Raw genomic sequence first — 19,055 nt, forward strand, 5'->3', positions numbered from 1 at the left:
TGGACGAGCCGTGGTGGGAGCAGTTCGCGGCACACCGGCGCCAGTTTGTCCGTAAATGGGCAAATGACGCGGGAGTCAGAGCCGGCAGAGACTGCTGGAGACACGCAGATAGTCGACGTGGCGCCGGACCACGAGCGAGACACCTGCGTGAGTCATTCTCCCAGGGTGCCATGCTGCTCAGAATGTGGTCCAGCGCCGCCCGCATGGTGGGAGCAAGGTCATATGCCCTGTTCCGCGGCTAGAATGTTCCGTCTGCAGCCCTTGGCCAGCGCTCGCTGCCGGAGCAGGCGATCGACCAGCCGCAGGGGGGTCAGCGGGCCTCCCGGAACGCCCCGTCGTTCCGTGACCGTCAGCTCGTCGCCCCACAGCGTGCCGCTCAGCGACCACGGTTCCCACCGTTCGAGATCGGGCATCGAGTAGTCGTGACCGAAGACGAGTGCGCGGGTGCCGTCCCCGCGCAGCGGCTCGCCGGCGAGGCCGCGCAGGACGACGCGCTCGCCCGCCGCGTCAGCCACGTCGACCACGTCGACGGCCAGCGCGGCACTGCGCTCACGCACCACCAGCGCGTGGCGACCGGCGTCGGTCCTGGCCGGCAGCGTGTGCCGCGGCTCCACGCGGCGCAGGCGCACGATGATGCGCGGCAGCCACCACCAGTTCTCCCGGCACAGCAGCGGGCTGTCCGCGAGGGTGCGGGAAGGCGGGTACTTGACCAGTTCCTGGGTCAGCAGCTCCTCGGTGAAGAACTCGCCGCTGGTGTCGTCGGTGACCGAGGGCGTGCCGAACCACGCCCCGCCGGCAGCTCCCACGCGTAGTGACCGGGAGTCGGTGACGGTGAACGCCACCCGCCGCGCCCCGCGCAGGCTCGCCGCCTCCTCGGCGCGCGCGTACGGCAGCGCGACGCACGCCACTGCGCCGTCGACCACGGGTGTCACAGCCAGCGCGCGGGGCTCGCCCGTCCCGTCGAGCCAGCACACCTCCCCGGTGACGGCGCGCCGCCACGCCGGACATAACGGATCTGGATCAGTCATCGCCCAAAGCCTTATCAGACAGGTGCTCGCCTGTTACGGTGCCACCTCGTCAGAGGCTCCCGCCAACGATGTCAGTGGAGTTGACCCGGCATGCCCGCCATCGTCGTCGTCCTGGTCGTGGCCGTTCTGTTCTACCTCGGCTACCGCTACTACTCCAGCTATTTGGCAAAGAAGGTCTACGCGGTCGACGCCGCGTTCGTGACCCCGGCGCACAGCATGCGTGACGGGGTCGACTTCGTGCCCACCAACAAGCACGTCCTGTTCGGCCACCATTTCACGTCGGTGGCGGGAGCGGCGCCCATCGTCGGCCCGGCGATCGCCGTGTTCTGGGGTTGGGGACCCGCGCTGGCCTGGGTCGTGCTCGGGACGATCTTCGCGGCGGGTGTGCACGACTTCGGCTCGCTCGTGGTGTCGGTGCGGCATCGCGCGAAGAGCATCGGCACGCTTGCGCGGGACGTGATCAACAAACGGGCCCGGACACTGTTCCTGCTGATCATCTTCTTCCTGCTGACACTGGTGAACGCCGTGTTCGCGGTCGTGATCGGCAACCTCTTCATCGCCACGCCCGAGGCCGTGCTGCCGATCCTGCTGGAGATTCCGCTGGCCATCGGCATCGGCCAGTACATCTACCGCACCCGCAGCGCGGCGCTGGTCCCGTCGATCGTCGGCGTGATCCTGCTCTACGCCTCGATCCTGCTCGGCCAGGAGCTGCCGATTTCGCTGGCAGGCATCGCCGCCGAGGACGGACTCTTCACCGAGCGCAACCTCTGGGTCATCTTCCTGTTCGCCTACACGTTCATCGCCTCGCGAATCCCCGTGTGGGTGCTGCTGCAGCCCCGCGACTACATCAACTCCCACCAGCTGTTCATCGCGCTCGGCGTGATCGGGCTCGGCGTCGCCATCGGCTGGGACCGGATCGTGGCACCCGCCTTCAACGACACGCCCGAAGGATCGCCGAACTGGTTCCCGTTCCTGTTCATCACCATCGCCTGCGGGGCCATCTCGGGCTTCCACAGCCTGGTGTCCTCGGGCACGACATCGAAACAGCTGGACAAGGAGACCGACGCCCGCTATGTGGGCTACGTCGGCGCCGTGGGTGAGGGCTCGCTCGCGCTCGGCTCGATCCTCGCCTGCACGGCGGGCATCGTGGCCACGACGGCCGACTGGGAGGCCGCCTACCGCGACTTCTCCACCGCGTCCGGCGACGCGACGTCCAACTTCGTCAACGGCGTCGCGCACTTCGCGAGCAACCTCGGGATCGCCAACTCGATCGCGGTGATCTTCGCGGCGGTGGTGGTGATCAGCTTCGCCGCCACGACGATGGACACGGGTGTGCGGCTCCAGCGCTACATCGTCCAGGAGATCGCGGACATCGCGGGCGCGCGCGTCGTCTCCCGCAACGTCACGCTGGCCACGACGATCGCCGTCGTGGTGCCACTCGTCATGGCCCTGTTGCCCGGCGGAGGGGACGCGGGGTACACGTTCGGCGTGCTGTGGCAGCTCTTCGGCACCACCAACCAGCTCACCGCGGGCCTGGCGCTCGCCGTGATCGCGGTGTGGGTGACCAAGAAGCGGCGCAACCCCGTCGCGGTGCTCGTGCCGCTGGTGTTCCTGTTGGCGATGACCAGCTGGGCGCTGATCGAGAACCTCCGCAACTTCGTCGACGAGGGCCAGTGGGTGCTCGCGCCGCTCGACGCGATCATCTTCGTGCTGGCGGTCTGGCTGATCGTCGAGGCCGCGCTGGCGATGCGCCGGGCCTGGGCGGGAAGGGCCGAGGTCGGCGAGCCGGAGCGGGAGCCCGAGCGGTGACGTTGTGGCGCGGGCTGGTCTCCGCCTGGAAGCGGGTGGAGGCCGGCCACGACGCCGTCTTCGTCGCCCGGTGGCGGCAGGGCGTGCGGCGCGAGGCCCGCAGGCAGCAGGACACCCTGCGCGCACTCGTGCTGCTGGAGTCCCTCGGCGTCGACAACCCGGTGGCCTACGAGACGCTGGACCTCGTCCCGTATCTGGTCGCCGACGTGCACGAATGGCACCAGCGGATGGGCCGCGAGACCTTCGGCGACGCCGGAGTCTGCTGTTGAGTCCGGTGATCCGGTTCTTCGGCGGCAAGGGCGGGGTGGGCAAGACGACGCTGGCGGCCGCCTACGCCCTGCGGCAGGCGGAGCGGGGCACGCGGACGCTCGTCGTCTCCACCGACCCCGCGCACTCGCTCGGCGACGTCTTGCTGGCCTCGCTGGCCGACACCCCGCGCGAGGTGCTGCCCGGACTCTGGGCGGCGGAGATCAGCGGCGAGGAGCAGGCGAGCCGCCGGGTCGCGGAGGTCGCCGAGGACGCCAGGCACGCCGTGCCCCGTGAGGTGCTGCCCGCCGTCGAACGGCATCTCGCGAGAGCGGCGAGCAGCCCCGGCACGGTGGAGTCGGCCCTGCTGGACCGGCTCACCGACCTGACCGAGCAGGTGGGCACGCGGTGGGACCTGCTCGTCGTCGACAGCGCCCCGACCGGGCACATGGTGCGCCTGCTGAGCCTGCCCACCCTGCTGACCCCGTGGATCGAGGGCCTGGCACGCCAGCGTGAACGGGCCCGCAACGCCGACCGGCTGGTGGCGGGCATGAGCGGGGACGCCGCCGACGACCCGGACCCGCTGCTGCGGCGGCTCCACGTCCGCCGCGACCGCATGGAGCGCATGGCGCGACGGCTGCGCGCGGAGGCGCTCGTCCACCTGGTGGTGGTGCCCGAGCACCTGGCCCTCGCCGAGACCCTGCGGGCGGCCGACACCCTCGCCGACGCGGGCCTGCCGCTGGGTGCCGTACTGGTCAACCGGGTCGTGCCCGACGAGGAGACCGGAGTGCTGGCCGGCCGCAGGGACCAGCAGCAGGAGGTGCTCCTCCGGCTGAAGGAGCGGTTCGCCGACGCCGGGCTGGTGCGGGTCCCCCTGCTCGCCGGGACGCTCGCGGGCGCCGCCGAGCTCGCGGTCCTGGGCACGGTCTTCGACGGGGCCGGTGGGACACTGGCGGGGTGAGCACCGCCGTATCCCCTGACGCCTTCGTCCTGCCCTCCTCCGCGCTGCGCGGGCTGGGCACGCGGCCGTTCGGGGTGTACGTCCACGTGCCGTTCTGCGCGACGCGGTGCGGCTACTGCGACTTCAACACCTACACCGCCGGTGAGCTCGGCACGGCGGCCTCGCCCGGGTCGTGGCTGGAGGGCCTGCGCCGCGAGCTCGACCTCGCCGCGGGGATGCTCGGCACCCCACCCGCCGCGGACACCGTCTTCGTCGGCGGCGGCACGCCGTCGCTGCTCGGCGCCGACGGGCTCGCGGCCGTGCTCGAGGCCGTGCGGCGGTCGTTCGGGCTCGCCGACGACGCCGAGGTGACCACGGAGTCGAACCCGGAGTCCACGTCGCCGGAGTTCTTCGCCGGCCTCCGTGAGGCGGGCTACACGCGGGTGTCGCTGGGTATGCAGTCGGCGGCGCCGCACGTGCTGCGGATCCTCGACCGCGTCCACACACCGGGCCGTCCCGTCGCCGCCGCGCGGGAGGCGAGGGCGGCCGGGTTCGAGCACGTCAACCTCGACCTCATCTACGGCACGCCGGGGGAGCGGTCCGAGGACCTGCGGGAGTCGCTGGACGCCGTGCTCGCCGCGGGTGTGGATCACGTGTCCGCCTACGCCCTGATCGTCGAGGACGGCACCGCGCTCGCGCGGCGCGTGCGCAGGGGCGAGCTGCCCGCGCCCGACGACGATGTGCTCGCGGCGCGCTACGAGCAGCTCGACGCGGCGCTCTCCTCGGCAGGCCTGCACTGGTACGAGGTGTCGAACTGGGCGGCGTCCGAGCAGGCGCGGTGCAGGCACAACCTCGGCTACTGGCTCGGCGGCGACTGGTGGGGCGCGGGGCCCGGCGCGCACAGCCACGTCGGCGGCGTGCGGTGGTGGAACGTCAAACACCCCGCCCGCTACGCCTCCGTGCTCGCCGGCGGCGAGGTGCCCGTCGCGGGGCACGAGGTGCTCACCGACACCGACCGGCACCTTGAGCGCGTCATGCTGGAGCTGCGCCTGGCCGAGGGGCTGCCGCTGACCGCGCTCGGCCCCGGCGGCGTGCGCGAGGCACGCGCCGCCGCGGCCGAGGGGCTGCTCACCGGCGACGGGCTCGCCGAGGGCAGGGCGGTGCTGACCGACCGCGGCCGCCTGCTCGCCGACGCCGTCGTGCGCAGGCTGGTCAGCTGATCTCGCGGATCGTCAGCCCCGCCTTGCGCAGCCGCTCCAGCAGGGCGTCTCCCATCGCCACCGCGGTGGTGACCTGGCCGGACGTCGCGGGCAGGTCGTCGAACGCGAGGCACAGCGCGGACTCCGACAGCATCTTCGCCGTCTCGTCGTAGCCGGGGTCGCCGCCCGCGACCTCGGTGACGACCCGCTTGCCGCCACCTTCGCCGGTGAACCGGACGTTGAACCACGACTTCGCCCTCCGCTGCTCGCTCGGTCCCTCGCCGGGCTTGCGCAGGCGGCCCAGCGCGGTGCGCGCGGGCGGGATCTGGGCGAGCACGGCGAGCACACCGAGGCCGAGCCCGGCCGCGACGATCGTCGGCAGGCGCTTGACGGCCGCCGTGTGCCGGTAGGTGAACGCCGGGCCGTAGCGGGGCAGCGCCGCGGCCGAGCGGGCGACGATCTGCGGGTCGATGGTCGGCATCGGCACGAGCCAGCGGCCCGTCTCGCGGTCGCGGGTGGGCGCGCCGAGCGGGGTGTGGATCGCGCGGTCCTTCGGCCACGGCTCGGCCCTGCGCCGCTCCTTCGCCGTGCGCGCCATCTCCCTGGCCCGCGAGAAAGCCGTCAGCGCTGAGGAGTACGTGCCGCCGGAGAACTGGGCGCTGGCCCTGATCTGGCCGGTGACCGTGAGCGGCACGCCCTCGGGCAGCTTGCTCACGGTGTAGTAGACGCCGAGGTCGTAGGGGATCGAGTCGAACCCGCACGCGTGCACGATGCGGGCGCCCGTGCGCTGCGCCGTCGCGTGGTGGGCGAGGTAGGTCCGGTCGGCGAACTCGGGCTCCCCGGTGAGGTCGACGTAGTCGGTGCCGCTCTCCGCGCACGCGGCGACCAGTGGCTCGCCGTAGTTGAGGTACGGGCCGACGGTGGTGATCACCACGCGGGCCGAGGCGGCGACCGTGCGCAGCGACCCGGGGTCGGTCACGTCGGCGTGCAGCAGCGGCAGCTCGGCGCAGTCCGGGTTGAGCTCCGCGAGCCTGGCGCGGGTGCGTTCCAGCTTCGCGCTGTCGCGGCCGGCGAGCGCCCATCGGCACTCCGGCGGCGCGTGGCGCGCCAGGTACTCCGCGGTCAGGCCGCCGGTGAACCCGGTCGCGCCGAACAGGACGATGTCGTGCTCACGCTTGGCTGCCATGGGTTTCCTTCCTCTGCAGGTCCACCGGCTCGTCGGGCCCGAGCTCGACGCCCTCGGACCGCAGCACGGCCTCGATGGCGCCGCCGACGAGCGTGGTGAGGTAGTCGACGATCTCCTCCTCCGGCAGGCCGGGGTGGTCGAGCCACCAGTTCCCGGCCGCCTCGACGGCGCCGACGAGGCCGTGCGCCCACGGGGCCGCGCCCCGCGAGTCGACCCCGAAGGCCCGCAGGTACTCGTCGAGCATCGCGGCGATCGGTCCCGCGGCGGCCGTGCGCTCGGCTCGGGCCTGCTCGCCCGCCCTCGCCGCGCAGACGAAGCGGAAGACGTTCGGGTGCTCGGCGAGCACGCCGACGTAGGCGCGCACGCTCATCCGTACCCGCACACGCAGGGGCGCGGGCTCGGTCAAAGCCGGGGCGAGCCGGTCGCGGACCAGTGCGAACGTCCGCCGCGACACCGCCTCGTGCAGCTCGGCCTTGTCGGCGAAGTGCCGGTACAGCCGGGGTTTGGCCACCCCGGCCTCGCGTGCGATCTCGGCCATGCCGACCCCGGGGCCGTGTTTGTCGATGGCCCGGAACGCCGCGTCGACGAACTCCGCCCGCCTGGCGGCACGGTGCTCCCGCCAGCGCTCGGTGCGGCCGTCGCTGTGACCGCTGCCACTGCCCGTCATGGCGTAGAGCGTACCCGAAGTACGGGATACCGGTGGTACCCCCGAATCGATCCTGATTGGAATCCCGCAGGCCGGGGTACCTCCCGATCATGAGCCACAACCACGACCTGGTCCCTCACGCCGATGTCGACGAGCAGCGCCGCTCCGTCAGCGAGGGCGACGCGGGCACCCCCTCGGACGTTTCCGTGCCCCTCGAGGCCGACCCCGCCGACGCGGCCGAGCAGGCCGCCGCTGTGCCGTTCGACGAGGAAGACGGCCCTGCCCCGACCGGCGGCCCGGAATGAGGTGTGAGTTCCGGGCAACCGGGGTACACCGCGCGCGCGACGCGCGCATGGCACGTTCACGGAGGTGACCGCATGACCGATACGTCTCGCCTGCCCACTCCGGTCGCGGAGGTATGGGAATGGCAGCGGCATGGCAACTGCCGCAATCTCGACAGCTCCGTGTTCTTCCATCCTGACGGAGAGCGCGGGTTCGCGCGAGCCGACCGGGTGGCCCGCGCGAAGGAGATCTGCCGGACGTGTCCGGTGATCGTCCAGTGCCGCCACCACGCGCTGACTGTCCAGGAGCCGTTCGGCGTCTGGGGTGGCCTGGACGAGACCGAGCGGCGCGACGCGATCGCACGGCGGAAGAAGCTGGAGCCAGCGGCCCACTGACACCACCCGGCGCAGTCATGCGACGAAGGGGGAGTTGTGCGTTTCGGATACACCCTGCTCACCGAACAGGCCGGCCCGAGGCAGCTGGTCGCCGACGCGGCGGCGGGGGAGCAGGCTGGCTTCGACTTCGAGGTGATGAGCGACCACTACTCGCCGTGGCTCGACGAGCAGGGCCACGCGCCGTACGCGTGGAGCACGCTGGGGGCGGTGACACAGTCCACCGAGAGCGTGGAGCTGATGACGTTCGTGACGTGCCCGATCATGCGGTACCACCCGGCCGTCGTCGCTCAGAAGGCCGCGACGGTCCAGCTGCTGTCCGGGGGCCGGTTCCTGCTCGGGCTCGGGGCGGGCGAGAACCTCAACGAGCACGTGATCGGCGAGGGCTGGCCACCGGCCAACGTCCGGCACGAGATGCTCGGCGAGGCGTTGCAGATCGTCAACGGCCTCTTCGACGGCGGCTACACCAACTACGCCGGTGAGCACTTCCGCGTCGACTCGGCCAAGCTGTGGGACCTGCCGGAGCGCAGGGTGCCGGTGGGCGTCGCGGTGTCGGGAGCGCAGTCGGTGAACAAGTTCGCGCCGTTGTCCGACGCGCTGATCGCGGTGGAGCCGAACGGGCAGCTCTGCACGCAGTGGGACACCGAGCGCTCCGGTGCCGGGCTGGAGACGTCGCGCAAGATCGGCCAGCTGCCGGTGTGCTGGGACCAGGACAAGAAGGCCGCCGTGCGAAGGGCCCACGAGCAGTTCCGCTGGTTCGCCGGCGGCTGGAAGGTGAACGCGGAGCTGCCGGGCACCTCGGCCTTCGCGGGCGCCACGCAGTTCGTGAGCGAGGACGACGTCGAGGGGGCGCTGGCCTGCGGGGGCGACCCGGAGACCGTCGTCGAGGCCGCGCGCCCGTTCTGGGAGGCCGGTTTCACCGATCTCGCGCTCGTGCAGATCGGCGGCGACCACCAGGCCGAGTTCCTCGACGCCGCCAAGCGGACGCTGCTCCCCGCGCTGCGGGAAGCAGCGTCCTGAGCGCGCGAGGCCGTCAGGCCCGCACGCGCAGGCGGCTGAGCACGTCGTAGGGCGGGACCCAGCCGTGCTCCACCAGCGCCTGGTAGAGCGCGGTCAGGGCCTTGTCGTTCTCCTCGTCGCTGTAGGCCTCGGCGAGTGTGCGCATCAGGTCGAGCACGGCCTCGTCTCCCCTGGCCGACGGCCCGGGGCCGTCGCCGTCGAGCGGGATCGAGCCTCCCGCGGCCGCCTCGTGCAGCAGGGGCTCCAGCTGGGCCTGCTCGACACGCTGCGCCAGCTGGACGAGCGCCTGCGCGATGCGGTGAAGCTTGATGTTGTACTGCTGCGACAGCCGGACGAGGACCTGGAAGGCCTCCTGCGGCGTGCAGCGGTGCGAGACCACGAGCACGCCCATCGCCTGCTCGATGGTCGCGCGCGTGCGCAGCGCGCGACGTAAGCCGTCGAGTTCGTTCTCCAGGTGGGCGACCTGGGCGAGCAGATCCGCGTCGTCGGGAGAGCCGGAGCCGTGGTTGTCCGGGGTGTGACCCACGCGTCGGACCGCCGGGCTCAGAGCGCCGAGGCGCGCGGCGGGATCGGCTGGAACGGCAGTGGTGTCATGATGGCTCCCTCGGTCGGCAGTCGCGAAGACAAGCGCGGACGCGAGGACACTCACGGTTCGACCAACCGGGAAAGCCGCGGTCGGTGCGGAGCACGCAGCGCCTCGCTTCGCACGAACGCCAGGCGGCTCCCGGATCCGGCCGGATGCTCGCCTGGCGCGCTGCGGCTGCTTGCTCAACCGCTTGTTGCGTCAACTTTAAAGAGGGCGCTCACCTGGCCGCACGGCGGCCCTTCCGTGTGATCACCCGAGCGGGAGTTCAGAACCCGCCGTCCTGGTTGACGAGCGCGCGAAGCCTTGCCAGGGCGCGGTGTTGCGACGTGCGGACGTTCGCGGGGGAGAGGCCGAGGGCGTCGGCGGTCTCACCGGCGGAGAGGCCGACGACGATGCGGAGGATCACGATCTCGCGCTGGTTGTTCGAGAGGAAGCCGAGCAGGCCGTTGAGCCGGTGCCCCAGGTCGGTGTTGAGCGCGCGCCGCTCCGGCTCGTTGTCGCCGCCGTTCTGCTCCGGCACGTCCGGCGTCGGGTCGGAACGCTCGCGCGACACGAGCCGGAACGCGTCCGAGACCTTGTTGGACGCGATGGCGTGGACCAGGTAAAGGAACGAACCACCCCGGTCCTGGTAGCTCGGCAGCGCCTTGAGGACGGCGACGCACGTCTCCTGTGCGACGTCGTCGGCGGAAACGTACGACAGGTCCCGCCTGCCGAGCCGCGCGCGGCAGTACCGCGTGATGATCGGGGTGATCATCGTGATCAGCTTGTGCACCGCGAACTGGTCCCCCGCGGCGGCGGACCGCACCACGGGATCGAGTTCCGCCTTGGTGAGCTGCGGATCGCCCCGGTAGGGCTCGGTGTCCGCCCCGGTATGTTGGGGGACAGGACCTATGGCAACGCTTGGCATAGCCGGCTCCCAGACCATGAGCAATGCGGTTGCCGTCGGGGTCCATGACGGCTGCTGTCGGGGTTCGAGTCCCGAGCCGAAGGTGCGGGGAGCCAGCCAGCTCGGTGACCACTGAGCGTAATGCTAGATGCCTCCAGCCGGGTAATCCAGATATCAACAGAATTTGGCCCGTTTGCACGAACGCGATCGGCTGTTAGCGCAGGAACACGAGCAGGCTCGAGAGTGCGGTCGCGGCCGTCAGCGCGGCGACGGAGACGTACAGGCCCCGGCCCGCCGCCGGTGGCTCCGCCTCACGACGGAGGACCCGGTCGCGCCGCCAGCCCAGTACCGCGAGTGCGGCCGCCGTCAGGCCCGCGACGGCGGCAGGCGCCGTCAGCGGCCCCCAGCCGTGGCGGGCGGCCGCGTGCAGGAGCAGGACCGCGCACGCGCCCGCGGCGAGCGACGTGCGCTGCCACGCGAGTCCGGTGCGCTCCGGCTGGAGTCCGTCGGTCATCCGACGACCACCAGCACGGCGGCGAAGACCGTGAGCACCGAGATGCCGCCCGCGAGCACGAGCAGCAGCACGCTGCGCGGCAGCGGGGCCCCTCGGCGCATGGCCAGCTGGACCGCGCGCCAGCGCGGGTAGCTGGCGGCGGCGAGCACGGCGGCCAGCGCGATGCAGAGCAGCGCGAGCGCGGTCCTGGCGCCCGCCGTGGCCAGTCCGGGGACGAGCTGCTGCACCGCCACCCCGCCGGCCACTAGGCCGAGCGCGGTGCGGATCCACGCGAGGAAGGTCCGTTCGTTGGCCAACGTGAACCGGTAGTCGGGCTCGGTCTCGGCCGGCTGGTCGTCGCGTTCTGTCACCTGATCATCTTGACGCGTCGGGCGAACACCCACGAACGGAGCAACAGGAAGCGGCAGATGCCGCCCGCGAGGCTGGTCGCCACGAGCACGGTCGCCTCCAGCTCGGGCGACGGCGAGGCGTCCAGCGCGTGCAGCAGGACGAGAGCGGCCGAGCCGGCGCCCGCGTAGTAGCCGAACGTCAGCACGGTCTGCAGATGACGCCGGGCGGGCGGCGTCGTGCTGCCCGCGAACGTGACCAGCCGGTGGAACTCGGTGTTCAGGATTGTGGTCAGGCCGATGGCCACGAGGTTGGCCCCCTGCGCGCCGAGGGGTCCGCGCACGGCGAGGTACACCAGGACCTGCAGTACGGTGCTCACGGCGCCGGCCACGAGGTAGAGCAGGGCATGCCTGCCGAACTCGTGGCGGAGGCGCGCCAGCACGGCGAGCAGGTGCCCGCCGGCTGATGCGTTCACCGTGGTCATAGCGCGAAGGCTACTCGGGTTTCACAAAGTCGTGAAGTTAGAAAAGACCCTGAACGTGTGGTGTTCGGCTCACTCCGGAGCGCGCACGGCGTCGAGCGCTTCCTCGATGCCCGCGTACATCGGCGTCTGCGCGGCAAGCCCGGTCGCCTCGAGCGGTCGCAGCACGACGCGGCTGGTGGCGACGACCGCCCACCGCAGGCCTTCGCCGATCGAGTGCTCGGTGAGCTCGGCGAGCACGGACAGGCCCGCGGAGCCGAGGAAGCCGACGCCGTCGAGATCCAGGACGAGGCCGCCCAGCGGCAGAACCTCTTCCTGGATCCACTTGCGCAGCTCAGGGGCAGATAGCAGATCCACCTCGCCGGAGACGCGAGCCAGCACCACGCCGTCCTCTCGATGAGAGGCCTCGATGCGCATGCCGTGCGCGTCCCGTGAGGTGGTGCGGGTGGTCGCCGGCGACTGCGCTGTCAGGCCGTTCTGTTCGGTGCTTGGCACGGTTGCCCCTCCGGGGGTTCGGATCGGGATCACACGGACTCGACGGAGCCGCCACGGTCGCACGCGGCGTGTGAAGCGGTCCCGTCCGTATTCGGCTGTGTGCTCAACCGTGGTTCCAACCGTAGGAATCCTTCCAGCCTCTTCGCAACCTCGCCCGGTGAGTGATCCACAACGGCCCCGCGTGCGTTTGCCCGCTCTGGCCCTCGGGTACAGCCGTACCCGAGCTGTTGGGAGGGAAGGCCACATGGACGACGGCAAGGATTCCGCGACGCCTCCGCAGGACACCGGGATGCCGGACGCCGCCGAAACCGATCCGGCGGCCCTGAACAGCGCGGAGGACCTCGACGAGGACCGGCTCAAGGTCGACCCGCTCGAGGAGGGCGTCGAGCCCCCTGAGCAGTGGAGCGAGGTGAACCGGTCCGGGACGACGCCCTTCGAGCAGCAGCAGGGCGAGAGCCTCGACGCGCGGCTGAGCGAGGAGCGCCCCGACTTCGGGGAGGAGGAGCCGCCCGTGCCGGAGCGCCCGGTCGCCGCGACCCCGGCCACCGAGCTGGACGACTCCATCGACCACGTCGCCGAGGACGTGGAGCCGGTAGCGCCCGAGGACGAGCCCGGTGAGCCGAGCACGCCCGCGATTCGCCGAGGGCAGAACGCGGACCAGGCGGGTGGCTCGGTGGCCGATGCCATCAGGGCCCCCGGAAGCGAGCAGCGGTGAGCGCGGGCGGGCTGGGTGTTCACGGCCTCACGGGCCGGCTGCTGACCGTGGCCAGGCTCGGCGACCTCGACGCGCTCACCGCGCTGCTCACACAACTGCTGGGCCGGGGCGCCCCGCACCGGCATCTCTACGACCTCGTGCTGCGCGAGCTGGTCGCGATCGTCGTGCGCGAGCTGCGCGAGCGGGCGGAACCCGATGGTGACGGCGAGGGTGTCTTCGTGGTCGACGTGTTCGACGACGAGGACGCGACGGTGCCGATCGACGAGGTGCAGCCCGCGCTGAGGGCCGTGCTGCGTGCCGTGCTCGCCTCGCTCAACGAGGACCACGCCGACGCCGGGTTCCAGCTCGGTCTCGTCGCCGACGACCCCGACCCGCTCGCCCGCCTCGACGCGGCGCTGCACGTGCTGCTCTGGGCGAACGTGCTGAGCGGAGGTTCCGACTGACGGTGGTCAAGTACGAGGGAGCGGAACACTACGTGCCGGAGGGCCGCGGGCTGGCCGAGCTGCGCGAGGCCGCCGAGCGCTGCCGGGGGTGCGATCTCTACGCAGACGCCACGCAGACCGTGTTCGGGGCGGGCCCGCAGGACGCGCGCGTGGTCATGGTGGGCGAGGTGCCCGGCGACAGGGAGGACGCCACGGGCAAGCCGTTCGTCGGTCCCGCGGGCGGCCTGCTCGACAAGGCCATGAAAGAGGCGGGAATCGACCGCGACGGCGTGTACGTGACGAATGCGGTGAAACATTTCCGTTTCACCCCCGCGGAACGAGGGAAACGCCGTATACACAAGAAGCCTTCGCGCGGGCAGATCGTCGCGTGCCGACCGTGGCTCGTCGCCGAGCTGGAGGCCGTCACGCCCGGCGTCGTCGTGTGTCTCGGTGCGACGGCCGCACAATCGTTGCTGGGCACGGATTTCCGCGTGAGCAAACAGCGTGGCGAGTTGCTCGACCTGCCCGGCCGTGAAGCACGAGTGCTCGCCACGGCACACCCTTCGGCGATCCTGCGCGCGCCGGCCGACGACCGCGAGCAGGCGTACCAGGATCTCGTGAAAGACCTTCGAATCGTGGCAAAAGCGACGTAACCGACGTGACGCACCGGGGTGGCCGGGCGGCGCGCACGGCCGGGTCCCCCTACGGTGGGGGGTGGCAGCACGACAGCAAACCGAAGGGACACGTCGAACATGCTTGCGATGACTGACGCTGCCGTCGAGGCGATCAGCGCTCTGACCTCCCAGGATGGACAGCAGGCAGCCGGTCTGCGGTTCGCGGTACGGGAGGAGAGTGACGCGGGAGCGCAGCTCGCGCTGTCGATCGCCCCGGCGCCGGAGGACGGTGACGAGGTGCTCGGCACCGACAGCGGTGCCCGGGTTTTCCTTGAACCACAAGCGGCTTCCTTCCTCGACGACAAGGTGCTGGACGTCCAGCAGGACGAGCAGGGCCAGCTGAACTTCGCGGTGATGCAGCAGCCCGAAGCCTGACCAGGCACGGCGCCGGTCACCGGCGGACCACTCCCCGTGGCCGCCGGTGCCCTCGCCTGCCGGTGAAACTCTCCGCATGCTCCCAAGTGGACAGTCGGCGTAGAATCAGTTCTCGTGGGAGGACACCGGGGTAGGCCCACGCTGGCCGTGGGCGTACTCGCCGTACTGCTGACCGCGAGCTGTGGCGCCGCGGCCGAGCGGGCCGCCCAGGCTGTCGCCGACGATTTCCTCCACGCGCTGGGCAATCCCGATCCCACTGCCGCCTGCGCACTGCTGGCCGAGCAGGTCCGCTCCGACCTGGAGTCGGCGAGCGGCCGCTCCTGCGCAGCGGCGCTGCCCGAGCTGCACCTGTCCGCCACGCCGGTGGTCTCGGTGCGCGTGTGGGGCACCGAGGCGCAGGTTCGCACCAAGGCCGACACCGTGTTCCTGCACGAGTTCGCGTCGGGCTGGCGCATCACCGGAGCCGGCTGCCATGACCAGGGTGAACGCCCCTACGACTGCGAGGTGGGCGGCCCATGAGCGCGCGGCTGATGTTCTCCCTGTACCTGGCAGTGGTGCTCGGTGGCTGCGCCTACTTCGTCGTGGTCGGGCTGCTGCGCTGGTGACGGGGAGCTGATTCGCATGCGGCGGTTCCTGCGGGACAACGGGCTCTCGGTGGTGTTCGGGCTGCTGTTCCTCGGTTCCGTCGTGGGACAGGCGTTCGCCGGGCACGCCGACTACGTCAACCGGCAGCTCGCGCGCGGCGGCGACCCGGTGAGCTTCTGGGCCTACGTCACGTCGTCGGACTTCGCCGTCGACATCGCCGAGAACTGGCAGTCGGAGTACCTGCAGTTCTTCCTGTACGTGATGGCCACGGTGTGGCTCGTCCAGCGCGGCTCGCCCGAGTCGAAGCAACTGCGCCGTATCGGCCGGGAGTCCGACGCGGACCAGCTGGTGGGCAGGCACGTCACCGAGAGCTCCCCACGCTGGGCGCGGACCGGCGGCTGGCGCACGATGCTGTTCTCGCGCTCGCTGGGACTGGTGATGGGCTTGTTGTTCCTCTCGTCCTGGCTCGCGCAGTCGATCGCGGGGATGAGCGCGTTCAACGCCGAGCAGCTCGCCGACTTCACCGATCCGCTCACCTGGCCGCAGTACGTGGCCTCCGCCGACTTCTGGAACCGCACCCTGCAGAACTGGCAGTCGGAGTTCCTCGCGATCGGTTCCATGGCGATCCTCAGCGTGTACCTGCGCGAGCGCGGCTCGCCCGAGTCGAAACCCGTGGGCGCCTCGCACACGGTGACGGATGAGTCGGGCTGAGCCTCCCGGGGTATCCGCCGCATGGGGAGCACCGACGCGGAAGGAGACTCCAGATGAAAGCCGTGACCTGGCAGGGCAAGCGGAACGTGCGGGTCGAGGAGGTGCCCGATCCGCAGGTCCGTGAGCCGACGGACGCGGTGATCAGGGTGACCTCCACCGGCATCTGCGGCTCGGACCTGCACTTGTACGAGGTGCTCGGCTCGTTCATGAGCCAGGGCGACATCCTCGGGCACGAGCCGATGGGCATCGTCGAAGAGGTCGGCAGCGCCGTGCCGAACCTGAGCAAGGGTGACCGCGTGGTGATCCCGTTCAACATCGCGTGCGGGCACTGCTGGTACTGCGACCAGAAGCTCTACTCGCAGTGCGAGACCACGCAGGTGCGCGAGCACGGCAAGGGCGCCGCGCTGTTCGGCTACACCAAGCTGTACGGGCAGGTGCCCGGCGGGCAGGCCGAGCTGCTGCGCGTGCCGCAGGCGCAGTTCGGCCCGATCAAGGTGCCGGAGGGGCCGCCGGACGAGCGGTTCCTCTATCTGTCCGATGTGGTCCCCACGGCATGGCAGGCCGTGGAGTACGCGGGCATCCCGCAGGGCGGCAGCGTGACGGTACTCGGGCTCGGGCCCATCGGGCAGATGTGCGCTCGGATCGCCAAGTTCCGTGGCGCCGCAACGGTTATCGGCGTGGACCTCGTCGACGAGCGGCTGGAGATGGCCCGACGGCACGGGGTCGACACGATCGACCTGCGCCAGCACAAGCGGCTCGCCGACTACATCCGCGGCCGCACCGACGGCAGGGGCACCGACTCGGTGATCGACGCCGTGGGCATGGAGGCGCACGGCGCGCCGTTCGGCGCGCTCGCCCAGCAGTTCGCGAGCCTGCTGCCGAACCCCGTCGCGGCGAAGGTCACCGAGAAGGCCGGTGTGGACCGGCTGAGCGCGCTGCACCTCGCGATCGACATCGTGCGCAGGGGCGGCACGATCTCACTGTCCGGTGTGTACGGCGGCATGGTCGACCCGATGCCGATGCTGACGTTGTTCGACAAGCAGATCCAGCTGCGCATGGGGCAGGCCAACGTGCACGCGTGGATCGACGACGTCATGCCGCTCGTGACCGGCGAGAGCGACCCGCTCGGCGTCGAGGACCTCGCCACGCACCAGCTGCCGCTGGACGACGCGCCGCACGCCTACGAGATCTTCCAGAAGAAGCAGGACCGCGCGATCAAGGTAGTCCTCAAGCCCTGATGGCCGACCGCAGTGAAGGCCACCTTCACTGCGTTGAACGCAGGCATGGTGGCCTTCACTGCGTTGCACGCAGGCATGGTGGCCTTCACTGCGGGTGGGTCAGGCTTTGGTCGCGAGCCACTCTGTCACCAGCTCCGCGCTCTGCGCGCGCAGGAGGGGGAACGCCTCGCGCCGGGCGTGCTCCAGCGACTCCGCGTGGTCGATGAGTGCCCGGCTGCCCGCGATGCCCGCCGCGGCCAGCTCCTCGGGTTCCAGCGCGACGCGCCCGGCGACCGCGAGCACGGCGACGTCGTGCTCGCGCGCCATCCCGGCGATTCCGGCCGGGGCCTTGCCCGCGAGGCTCTGCCGGTCGAGTGAGCCCTCGCCGGTGATCGCCAGGTCGGCGCCCGGAAGTGCGTCGGCGACGCCCGTGAGCTGCGCGACCATGGCGAAGCCCGACTCGGCCCGCGCGTCCAGCGCCGCCATGGCGCCGCCCGAGACGCCGCCGCCCGCGCCCGCGCTGGGGACGTCGCCGAGTGCGATCGTTCCCGCCCGCTCGAGTGCGTCCGCCCACGCGCGCAGGGACGTCTCCAGCACCTCGACCTCCCGCGGGCCCGCGCCCTTCTGCGGGCCGAAGACCGCCGCGGCGCCCTCGGGGCCGAGCAGCGGGTTGGTGACGTCGGTGGCCACGCGCACGTCCACGTCGCCGAGCTGCTCTCGCACGGCGGTGAGGTCCACGGTGGCGATCGCGCCGAGCGGCCCGCCACCGAACTCGAACGGCCGCTCCCGGCCGTCGAGCAGCACGGCGCCGAGCGCGCGCAGCATGCCGGAGCCGCCGTCGGTGCTGGCCGTGCCGCCGACGGTGAGCACCACGCGGCGGGCGCCGCCCGCGATCGCGTGCCCGAGGAGCTCGCCGACCCCGTAGGTGTGGGCGGCCAGCGCGACCTCAGGGGAGGGCTCGACGTACTCGATGCCGCACGCGCGCGCCGACTCCAGGTAGGCGGTGCCGTCGAGCACCACGTACCAGGCGTCGACCTGCTGCGACAGCGGACCCGTCACGCGCAGGTCCACCCGCTTGCCCCCGGCGGCGAGCAGGACGTCGAGAGTGCCCTCACCCCCGTCGGCGACCGGGCACTGCGTGATCTCGGCGTCGGGCAGTACGTCGTGCACACCCCGCGCGATGGCCTCCGCCGCCTCGACGGCCGTGAGGCTGCCCTTGAACTTGTCCGGTGCGATCACCACGCGCATCCCGTTCATCCCTTCACCGGGGTCAGCGGCTCGCCACCGGAGAGCACGGCGGCCGTGTTGCGGGCCGCGAGCACGGCCATGGCGGTACGGGTCTCGACGGTCGCCGAGCCCAGGTGCGGCGCGAGCGCGACATTGTCAAGCTCCAGCAGACCGGGGTGCACCTCGGGCTCGTTCTCGAAGACGTCGAGTCCGGCGCCGGCGATCTGGCCGTTCGCGAGGGCCTCGGCCAGCGCGGCCTCGTCGACGACGGGCCCCCTCGTGGTGTTGACGAGGTATGCCGAACGCTTCATCACCGCGAGCGCGCGGGCGTCGATGAGATGACGGGTCTCGGGCGTGAGCGGGCAGTGCAGCGACACGACGTCGGCCGTGCGCAGCAGCTCCTCCCGGTCCAGGTACGTCGCCCGCAGCTCGCGTTCGACGTCTTCGGGAGCCCGGCGCCGGCCGGAGTAGGCGATCTCCATGCCGAACGCGAGCGCCCGCCGGGCCATGGCCTGGCCGATCTGCCCGAGGCCGACGATGCCGAGTGTCTTGCCCTGCAGGCCGGAGCCCAGCATGAAGCCGAGGTGGAACGACCACGGCGTACGCGAGCGCAGCAGCCGCTCGCCCTCGCCGAGCCTGCGGGTGACCGCGAGCAACAGGCCGAACGCGAGGTCGGCGGTGGCGTCGGTGAGCACGCCGGGGGTGTTGGTGAAGACGACGCCGCGGTCGGCGAGCGCGGGCACGTCGGCGTTGTCGTAGCCGACGGCGACCGTGGAAATGACCTTCAGCCGCGGGCCCGCGGCGTCGGCGAGCGCGCCGTCGACGCGGTCCTGGAGGGTTGCGACGATCGCGTCGGCGTCGCCCACCACGCGGTGCAGCTCCTCGGCGGGCAGTGCCCGGTCCGGTTCCGGGGCCCACACCTCCCCGGCTTCCCGCAGGATTTCCATCGCCGCTTCCGGGATCTTCCTGGTCACCACGATTCGTGGCCGCGTCATCCACCACTCCTGTCCATCACTGCAGTGAAGGCCACCCTACTTGCGTCGGATCAATACAGCGGCGCGCAGCGCCTCCCTTCGGGCGGTGGCGGGAGAC

At 71.5% G+C, this 19,055-nt stretch carries 25 protein-coding genes; 14 read left to right on the forward strand and 11 right to left on the reverse strand.

Annotation, left to right across the window (positions count from 1 at the left end):
• Positions 1 to 218: 218 nt before the first annotated feature.
• Positions 219 to 1,028 carry a hypothetical protein gene (locus DI005_RS27065; RefSeq protein ID WP_112275648.1) on the reverse strand — a complete coding sequence of 270 codons (810 nt, stop codon included), beginning with the start codon at positions 1,026 to 1,028 and terminating at the stop codon, positions 219 to 221.
• 90 nt (positions 1,029 to 1,118) lie between these two features.
• Here DI005_RS27065 and DI005_RS27070 point away from each other — a divergent pair, with 90 nt between their 5' ends.
• From DI005_RS27070 to hemW, 4 genes are read left to right on the forward strand one after another with little or no spacing between them, the layout of a single operon-like run.
• Positions 1,119 to 2,837: a carbon starvation protein A gene (locus DI005_RS27070; RefSeq protein WP_112275650.1), complete on the forward strand. Its 1,719-nt coding sequence runs from the start codon at positions 1,119 to 1,121 to the stop codon at positions 2,835 to 2,837.
• Positions 2,834 to 3,106 carry a cory-CC-star protein gene (locus DI005_RS27075; RefSeq protein ID WP_112275652.1) on the forward strand — a complete coding sequence of 91 codons (273 nt, stop codon included), beginning with the start codon at positions 2,834 to 2,836 and terminating at the stop codon, positions 3,104 to 3,106. The genes DI005_RS27070 and DI005_RS27075 overlap by 4 nt, the downstream gene beginning before the upstream one ends.
• 5 nt (positions 3,107 to 3,111) lie before the next feature.
• Entirely contained in the window at positions 3,112 to 4,044 is a 933-nt protein-coding gene (locus tag DI005_RS27080) for an ArsA family ATPase (RefSeq protein WP_233520331.1), read from the forward strand.
• Positions 4,041 to 5,243 (forward strand): radical SAM family heme chaperone HemW, encoded by a 1,203-nt coding sequence (gene hemW / locus DI005_RS27085; RefSeq protein WP_113644040.1) that lies wholly within the window; start codon positions 4,041 to 4,043, stop codon positions 5,241 to 5,243. The genes DI005_RS27080 and hemW overlap by 4 nt, the downstream gene beginning before the upstream one ends.
• Here hemW and DI005_RS27090 read toward each other — a convergent pair.
• Both DI005_RS27090 and DI005_RS27095 read right to left on the reverse strand, forming a co-directional pair.
• On the reverse strand, positions 5,236 to 6,408 hold the full coding sequence (locus DI005_RS27090) for a trans-acting enoyl reductase family protein (RefSeq protein ID WP_112275658.1): 1,173 nt from the start codon (positions 6,406 to 6,408) through the stop codon (positions 5,236 to 5,238). The genes hemW and DI005_RS27090 overlap by 8 nt on opposite strands.
• The gene (locus tag DI005_RS27095) at positions 6,392 to 7,075 is read right to left on the reverse strand and encodes a TetR/AcrR family transcriptional regulator (protein WP_113644041.1); all 684 of its coding nucleotides are present in this window, start codon (positions 7,073 to 7,075) and stop codon (positions 6,392 to 6,394) included. The genes DI005_RS27090 and DI005_RS27095 overlap by 17 nt, the downstream gene beginning before the upstream one ends.
• A gap of 89 nt (positions 7,076 to 7,164) precedes the next feature.
• Between DI005_RS27095 and DI005_RS27100 the strand changes: the two genes are divergently transcribed.
• From DI005_RS27100 to DI005_RS27110, 3 genes are all read left to right on the forward strand, one after another.
• Positions 7,165 to 7,359 (forward strand): hypothetical protein, encoded by a 195-nt coding sequence (locus tag DI005_RS27100; RefSeq protein WP_112275662.1) that lies wholly within the window; start codon positions 7,165 to 7,167, stop codon positions 7,357 to 7,359.
• A 72-nt stretch (positions 7,360 to 7,431) separates the two neighbouring features.
• Positions 7,432 to 7,731 (forward strand): WhiB family transcriptional regulator, encoded by a 300-nt coding sequence (locus tag DI005_RS27105; protein WP_110342780.1) that lies wholly within the window; start codon positions 7,432 to 7,434, stop codon positions 7,729 to 7,731.
• A 36-nt stretch (positions 7,732 to 7,767) separates the two neighbouring features.
• On the forward strand, positions 7,768 to 8,748 hold the full coding sequence (locus DI005_RS27110) for a TIGR03557 family F420-dependent LLM class oxidoreductase (RefSeq protein ID WP_113644042.1): 981 nt from the start codon (positions 7,768 to 7,770) through the stop codon (positions 8,746 to 8,748).
• 13 nt (positions 8,749 to 8,761) lie between these two features.
• Here the strand turns inward: DI005_RS27110 and DI005_RS27115 are convergent, their stop codons facing one another.
• The 6 genes from DI005_RS27115 to DI005_RS27140 all read right to left on the reverse strand — a co-directional run bounded on the left by DI005_RS27115 (position 8,762) and on the right by DI005_RS27140 (position 12,037).
• Complete coding sequence (locus tag DI005_RS27115; RefSeq protein ID WP_112275666.1) at positions 8,762 to 9,274, reverse strand: ANTAR domain-containing protein; 513 nt, start codon at positions 9,272 to 9,274, stop codon at positions 8,762 to 8,764.
• 325 nt (positions 9,275 to 9,599) lie between these two features.
• Positions 9,600 to 10,241, reverse strand: coding sequence for an RNA polymerase sigma factor ShbA (gene shbA / locus DI005_RS27120; RefSeq protein ID WP_113644043.1), 642 nt, complete (start codon positions 10,239 to 10,241; stop codon positions 9,600 to 9,602).
• Between the two features lie 193 nt (positions 10,242 to 10,434).
• The gene (locus DI005_RS27125) at positions 10,435 to 10,734 is read right to left on the reverse strand and encodes a DUF202 domain-containing protein (protein ID WP_112275670.1); all 300 of its coding nucleotides are present in this window, start codon (positions 10,732 to 10,734) and stop codon (positions 10,435 to 10,437) included.
• A complete protein-coding gene (locus tag DI005_RS27130) occupies positions 10,731 to 11,084 on the reverse strand; it encodes a YidH family protein (protein WP_112275671.1) in 354 nt (117 codons plus the stop codon). The genes DI005_RS27125 and DI005_RS27130 overlap by 4 nt, the downstream gene beginning before the upstream one ends.
• Entirely contained in the window at positions 11,081 to 11,545 is a 465-nt protein-coding gene (locus tag DI005_RS27135) for a GtrA family protein (RefSeq protein ID WP_112275673.1), read from the reverse strand. The genes DI005_RS27130 and DI005_RS27135 overlap by 4 nt, the downstream gene beginning before the upstream one ends.
• Positions 11,546 to 11,614: 69 nt before the next feature.
• On the reverse strand, positions 11,615 to 12,037 hold the full coding sequence (locus DI005_RS27140; protein ID WP_228714216.1) for an anti-sigma factor antagonist: 423 nt from the start codon (positions 12,035 to 12,037) through the stop codon (positions 11,615 to 11,617).
• 244 nt (positions 12,038 to 12,281) lie between these two features.
• Here DI005_RS27140 and DI005_RS27145 point away from each other — a divergent pair, with 244 nt between their 5' ends.
• From DI005_RS27145 to DI005_RS27175, 7 genes are all read left to right on the forward strand, one after another.
• The gene (locus tag DI005_RS27145) at positions 12,282 to 12,752 is read left to right on the forward strand and encodes a hypothetical protein (protein ID WP_112275675.1); all 471 of its coding nucleotides are present in this window, start codon (positions 12,282 to 12,284) and stop codon (positions 12,750 to 12,752) included.
• Complete coding sequence (locus tag DI005_RS27150; RefSeq protein WP_112275677.1) at positions 12,749 to 13,195, forward strand: hypothetical protein; 447 nt, start codon at positions 12,749 to 12,751, stop codon at positions 13,193 to 13,195. Before DI005_RS27145 ends, DI005_RS27150 begins: the two co-directional genes overlap by 4 nt.
• A 2-nt stretch (positions 13,196 to 13,197) precedes the next feature.
• Positions 13,198 to 13,827 carry a UdgX family uracil-DNA binding protein gene (locus DI005_RS27155; protein ID WP_113644044.1) on the forward strand — a complete coding sequence of 210 codons (630 nt, stop codon included), beginning with the start codon at positions 13,198 to 13,200 and terminating at the stop codon, positions 13,825 to 13,827.
• A 99-nt stretch (positions 13,828 to 13,926) separates the two neighbouring features.
• The gene (locus DI005_RS27160) at positions 13,927 to 14,223 is read left to right on the forward strand and encodes an iron-sulfur cluster assembly accessory protein (RefSeq protein ID WP_110342903.1); all 297 of its coding nucleotides are present in this window, start codon (positions 13,927 to 13,929) and stop codon (positions 14,221 to 14,223) included.
• A 114-nt stretch (positions 14,224 to 14,337) separates the two neighbouring features.
• Positions 14,338 to 14,742, forward strand: coding sequence for a hypothetical protein (locus DI005_RS27165; RefSeq protein ID WP_146770606.1), 405 nt, complete (start codon positions 14,338 to 14,340; stop codon positions 14,740 to 14,742).
• A gap of 102 nt (positions 14,743 to 14,844) precedes the next feature.
• Complete coding sequence (locus DI005_RS27170) at positions 14,845 to 15,519, forward strand: DUF6766 family protein (RefSeq protein ID WP_113644045.1); 675 nt, start codon at positions 14,845 to 14,847, stop codon at positions 15,517 to 15,519.
• Between the two features lie 53 nt (positions 15,520 to 15,572).
• Positions 15,573 to 16,757 (forward strand): zinc-dependent alcohol dehydrogenase, encoded by a 1,185-nt coding sequence (locus DI005_RS27175; RefSeq protein ID WP_112275685.1) that lies wholly within the window; start codon positions 15,573 to 15,575, stop codon positions 16,755 to 16,757.
• A gap of 99 nt (positions 16,758 to 16,856) precedes the next feature.
• Here the strand turns inward: DI005_RS27175 and DI005_RS27180 are convergent, their stop codons facing one another.
• Both DI005_RS27180 and DI005_RS27185 read right to left on the reverse strand, forming a co-directional pair.
• Complete coding sequence (locus DI005_RS27180) at positions 16,857 to 17,984, reverse strand: glycerate kinase (RefSeq protein WP_113644046.1); 1,128 nt, start codon at positions 17,982 to 17,984, stop codon at positions 16,857 to 16,859.
• A 5-nt stretch (positions 17,985 to 17,989) separates the two neighbouring features.
• Positions 17,990 to 18,958: a D-glycerate dehydrogenase gene (locus DI005_RS27185; protein WP_113644047.1), complete on the reverse strand. Its 969-nt coding sequence runs from the start codon at positions 18,956 to 18,958 to the stop codon at positions 17,990 to 17,992.
• Positions 18,959 to 19,055: the final 97 nt, after the last annotated feature.

Source organism: Prauserella sp. PE36, assembly GCF_003311655.1.
Classification (GTDB): domain Bacteria; phylum Actinomycetota; class Actinomycetes; order Mycobacteriales; family Pseudonocardiaceae; genus Prauserella_A; species Prauserella_A endophytica.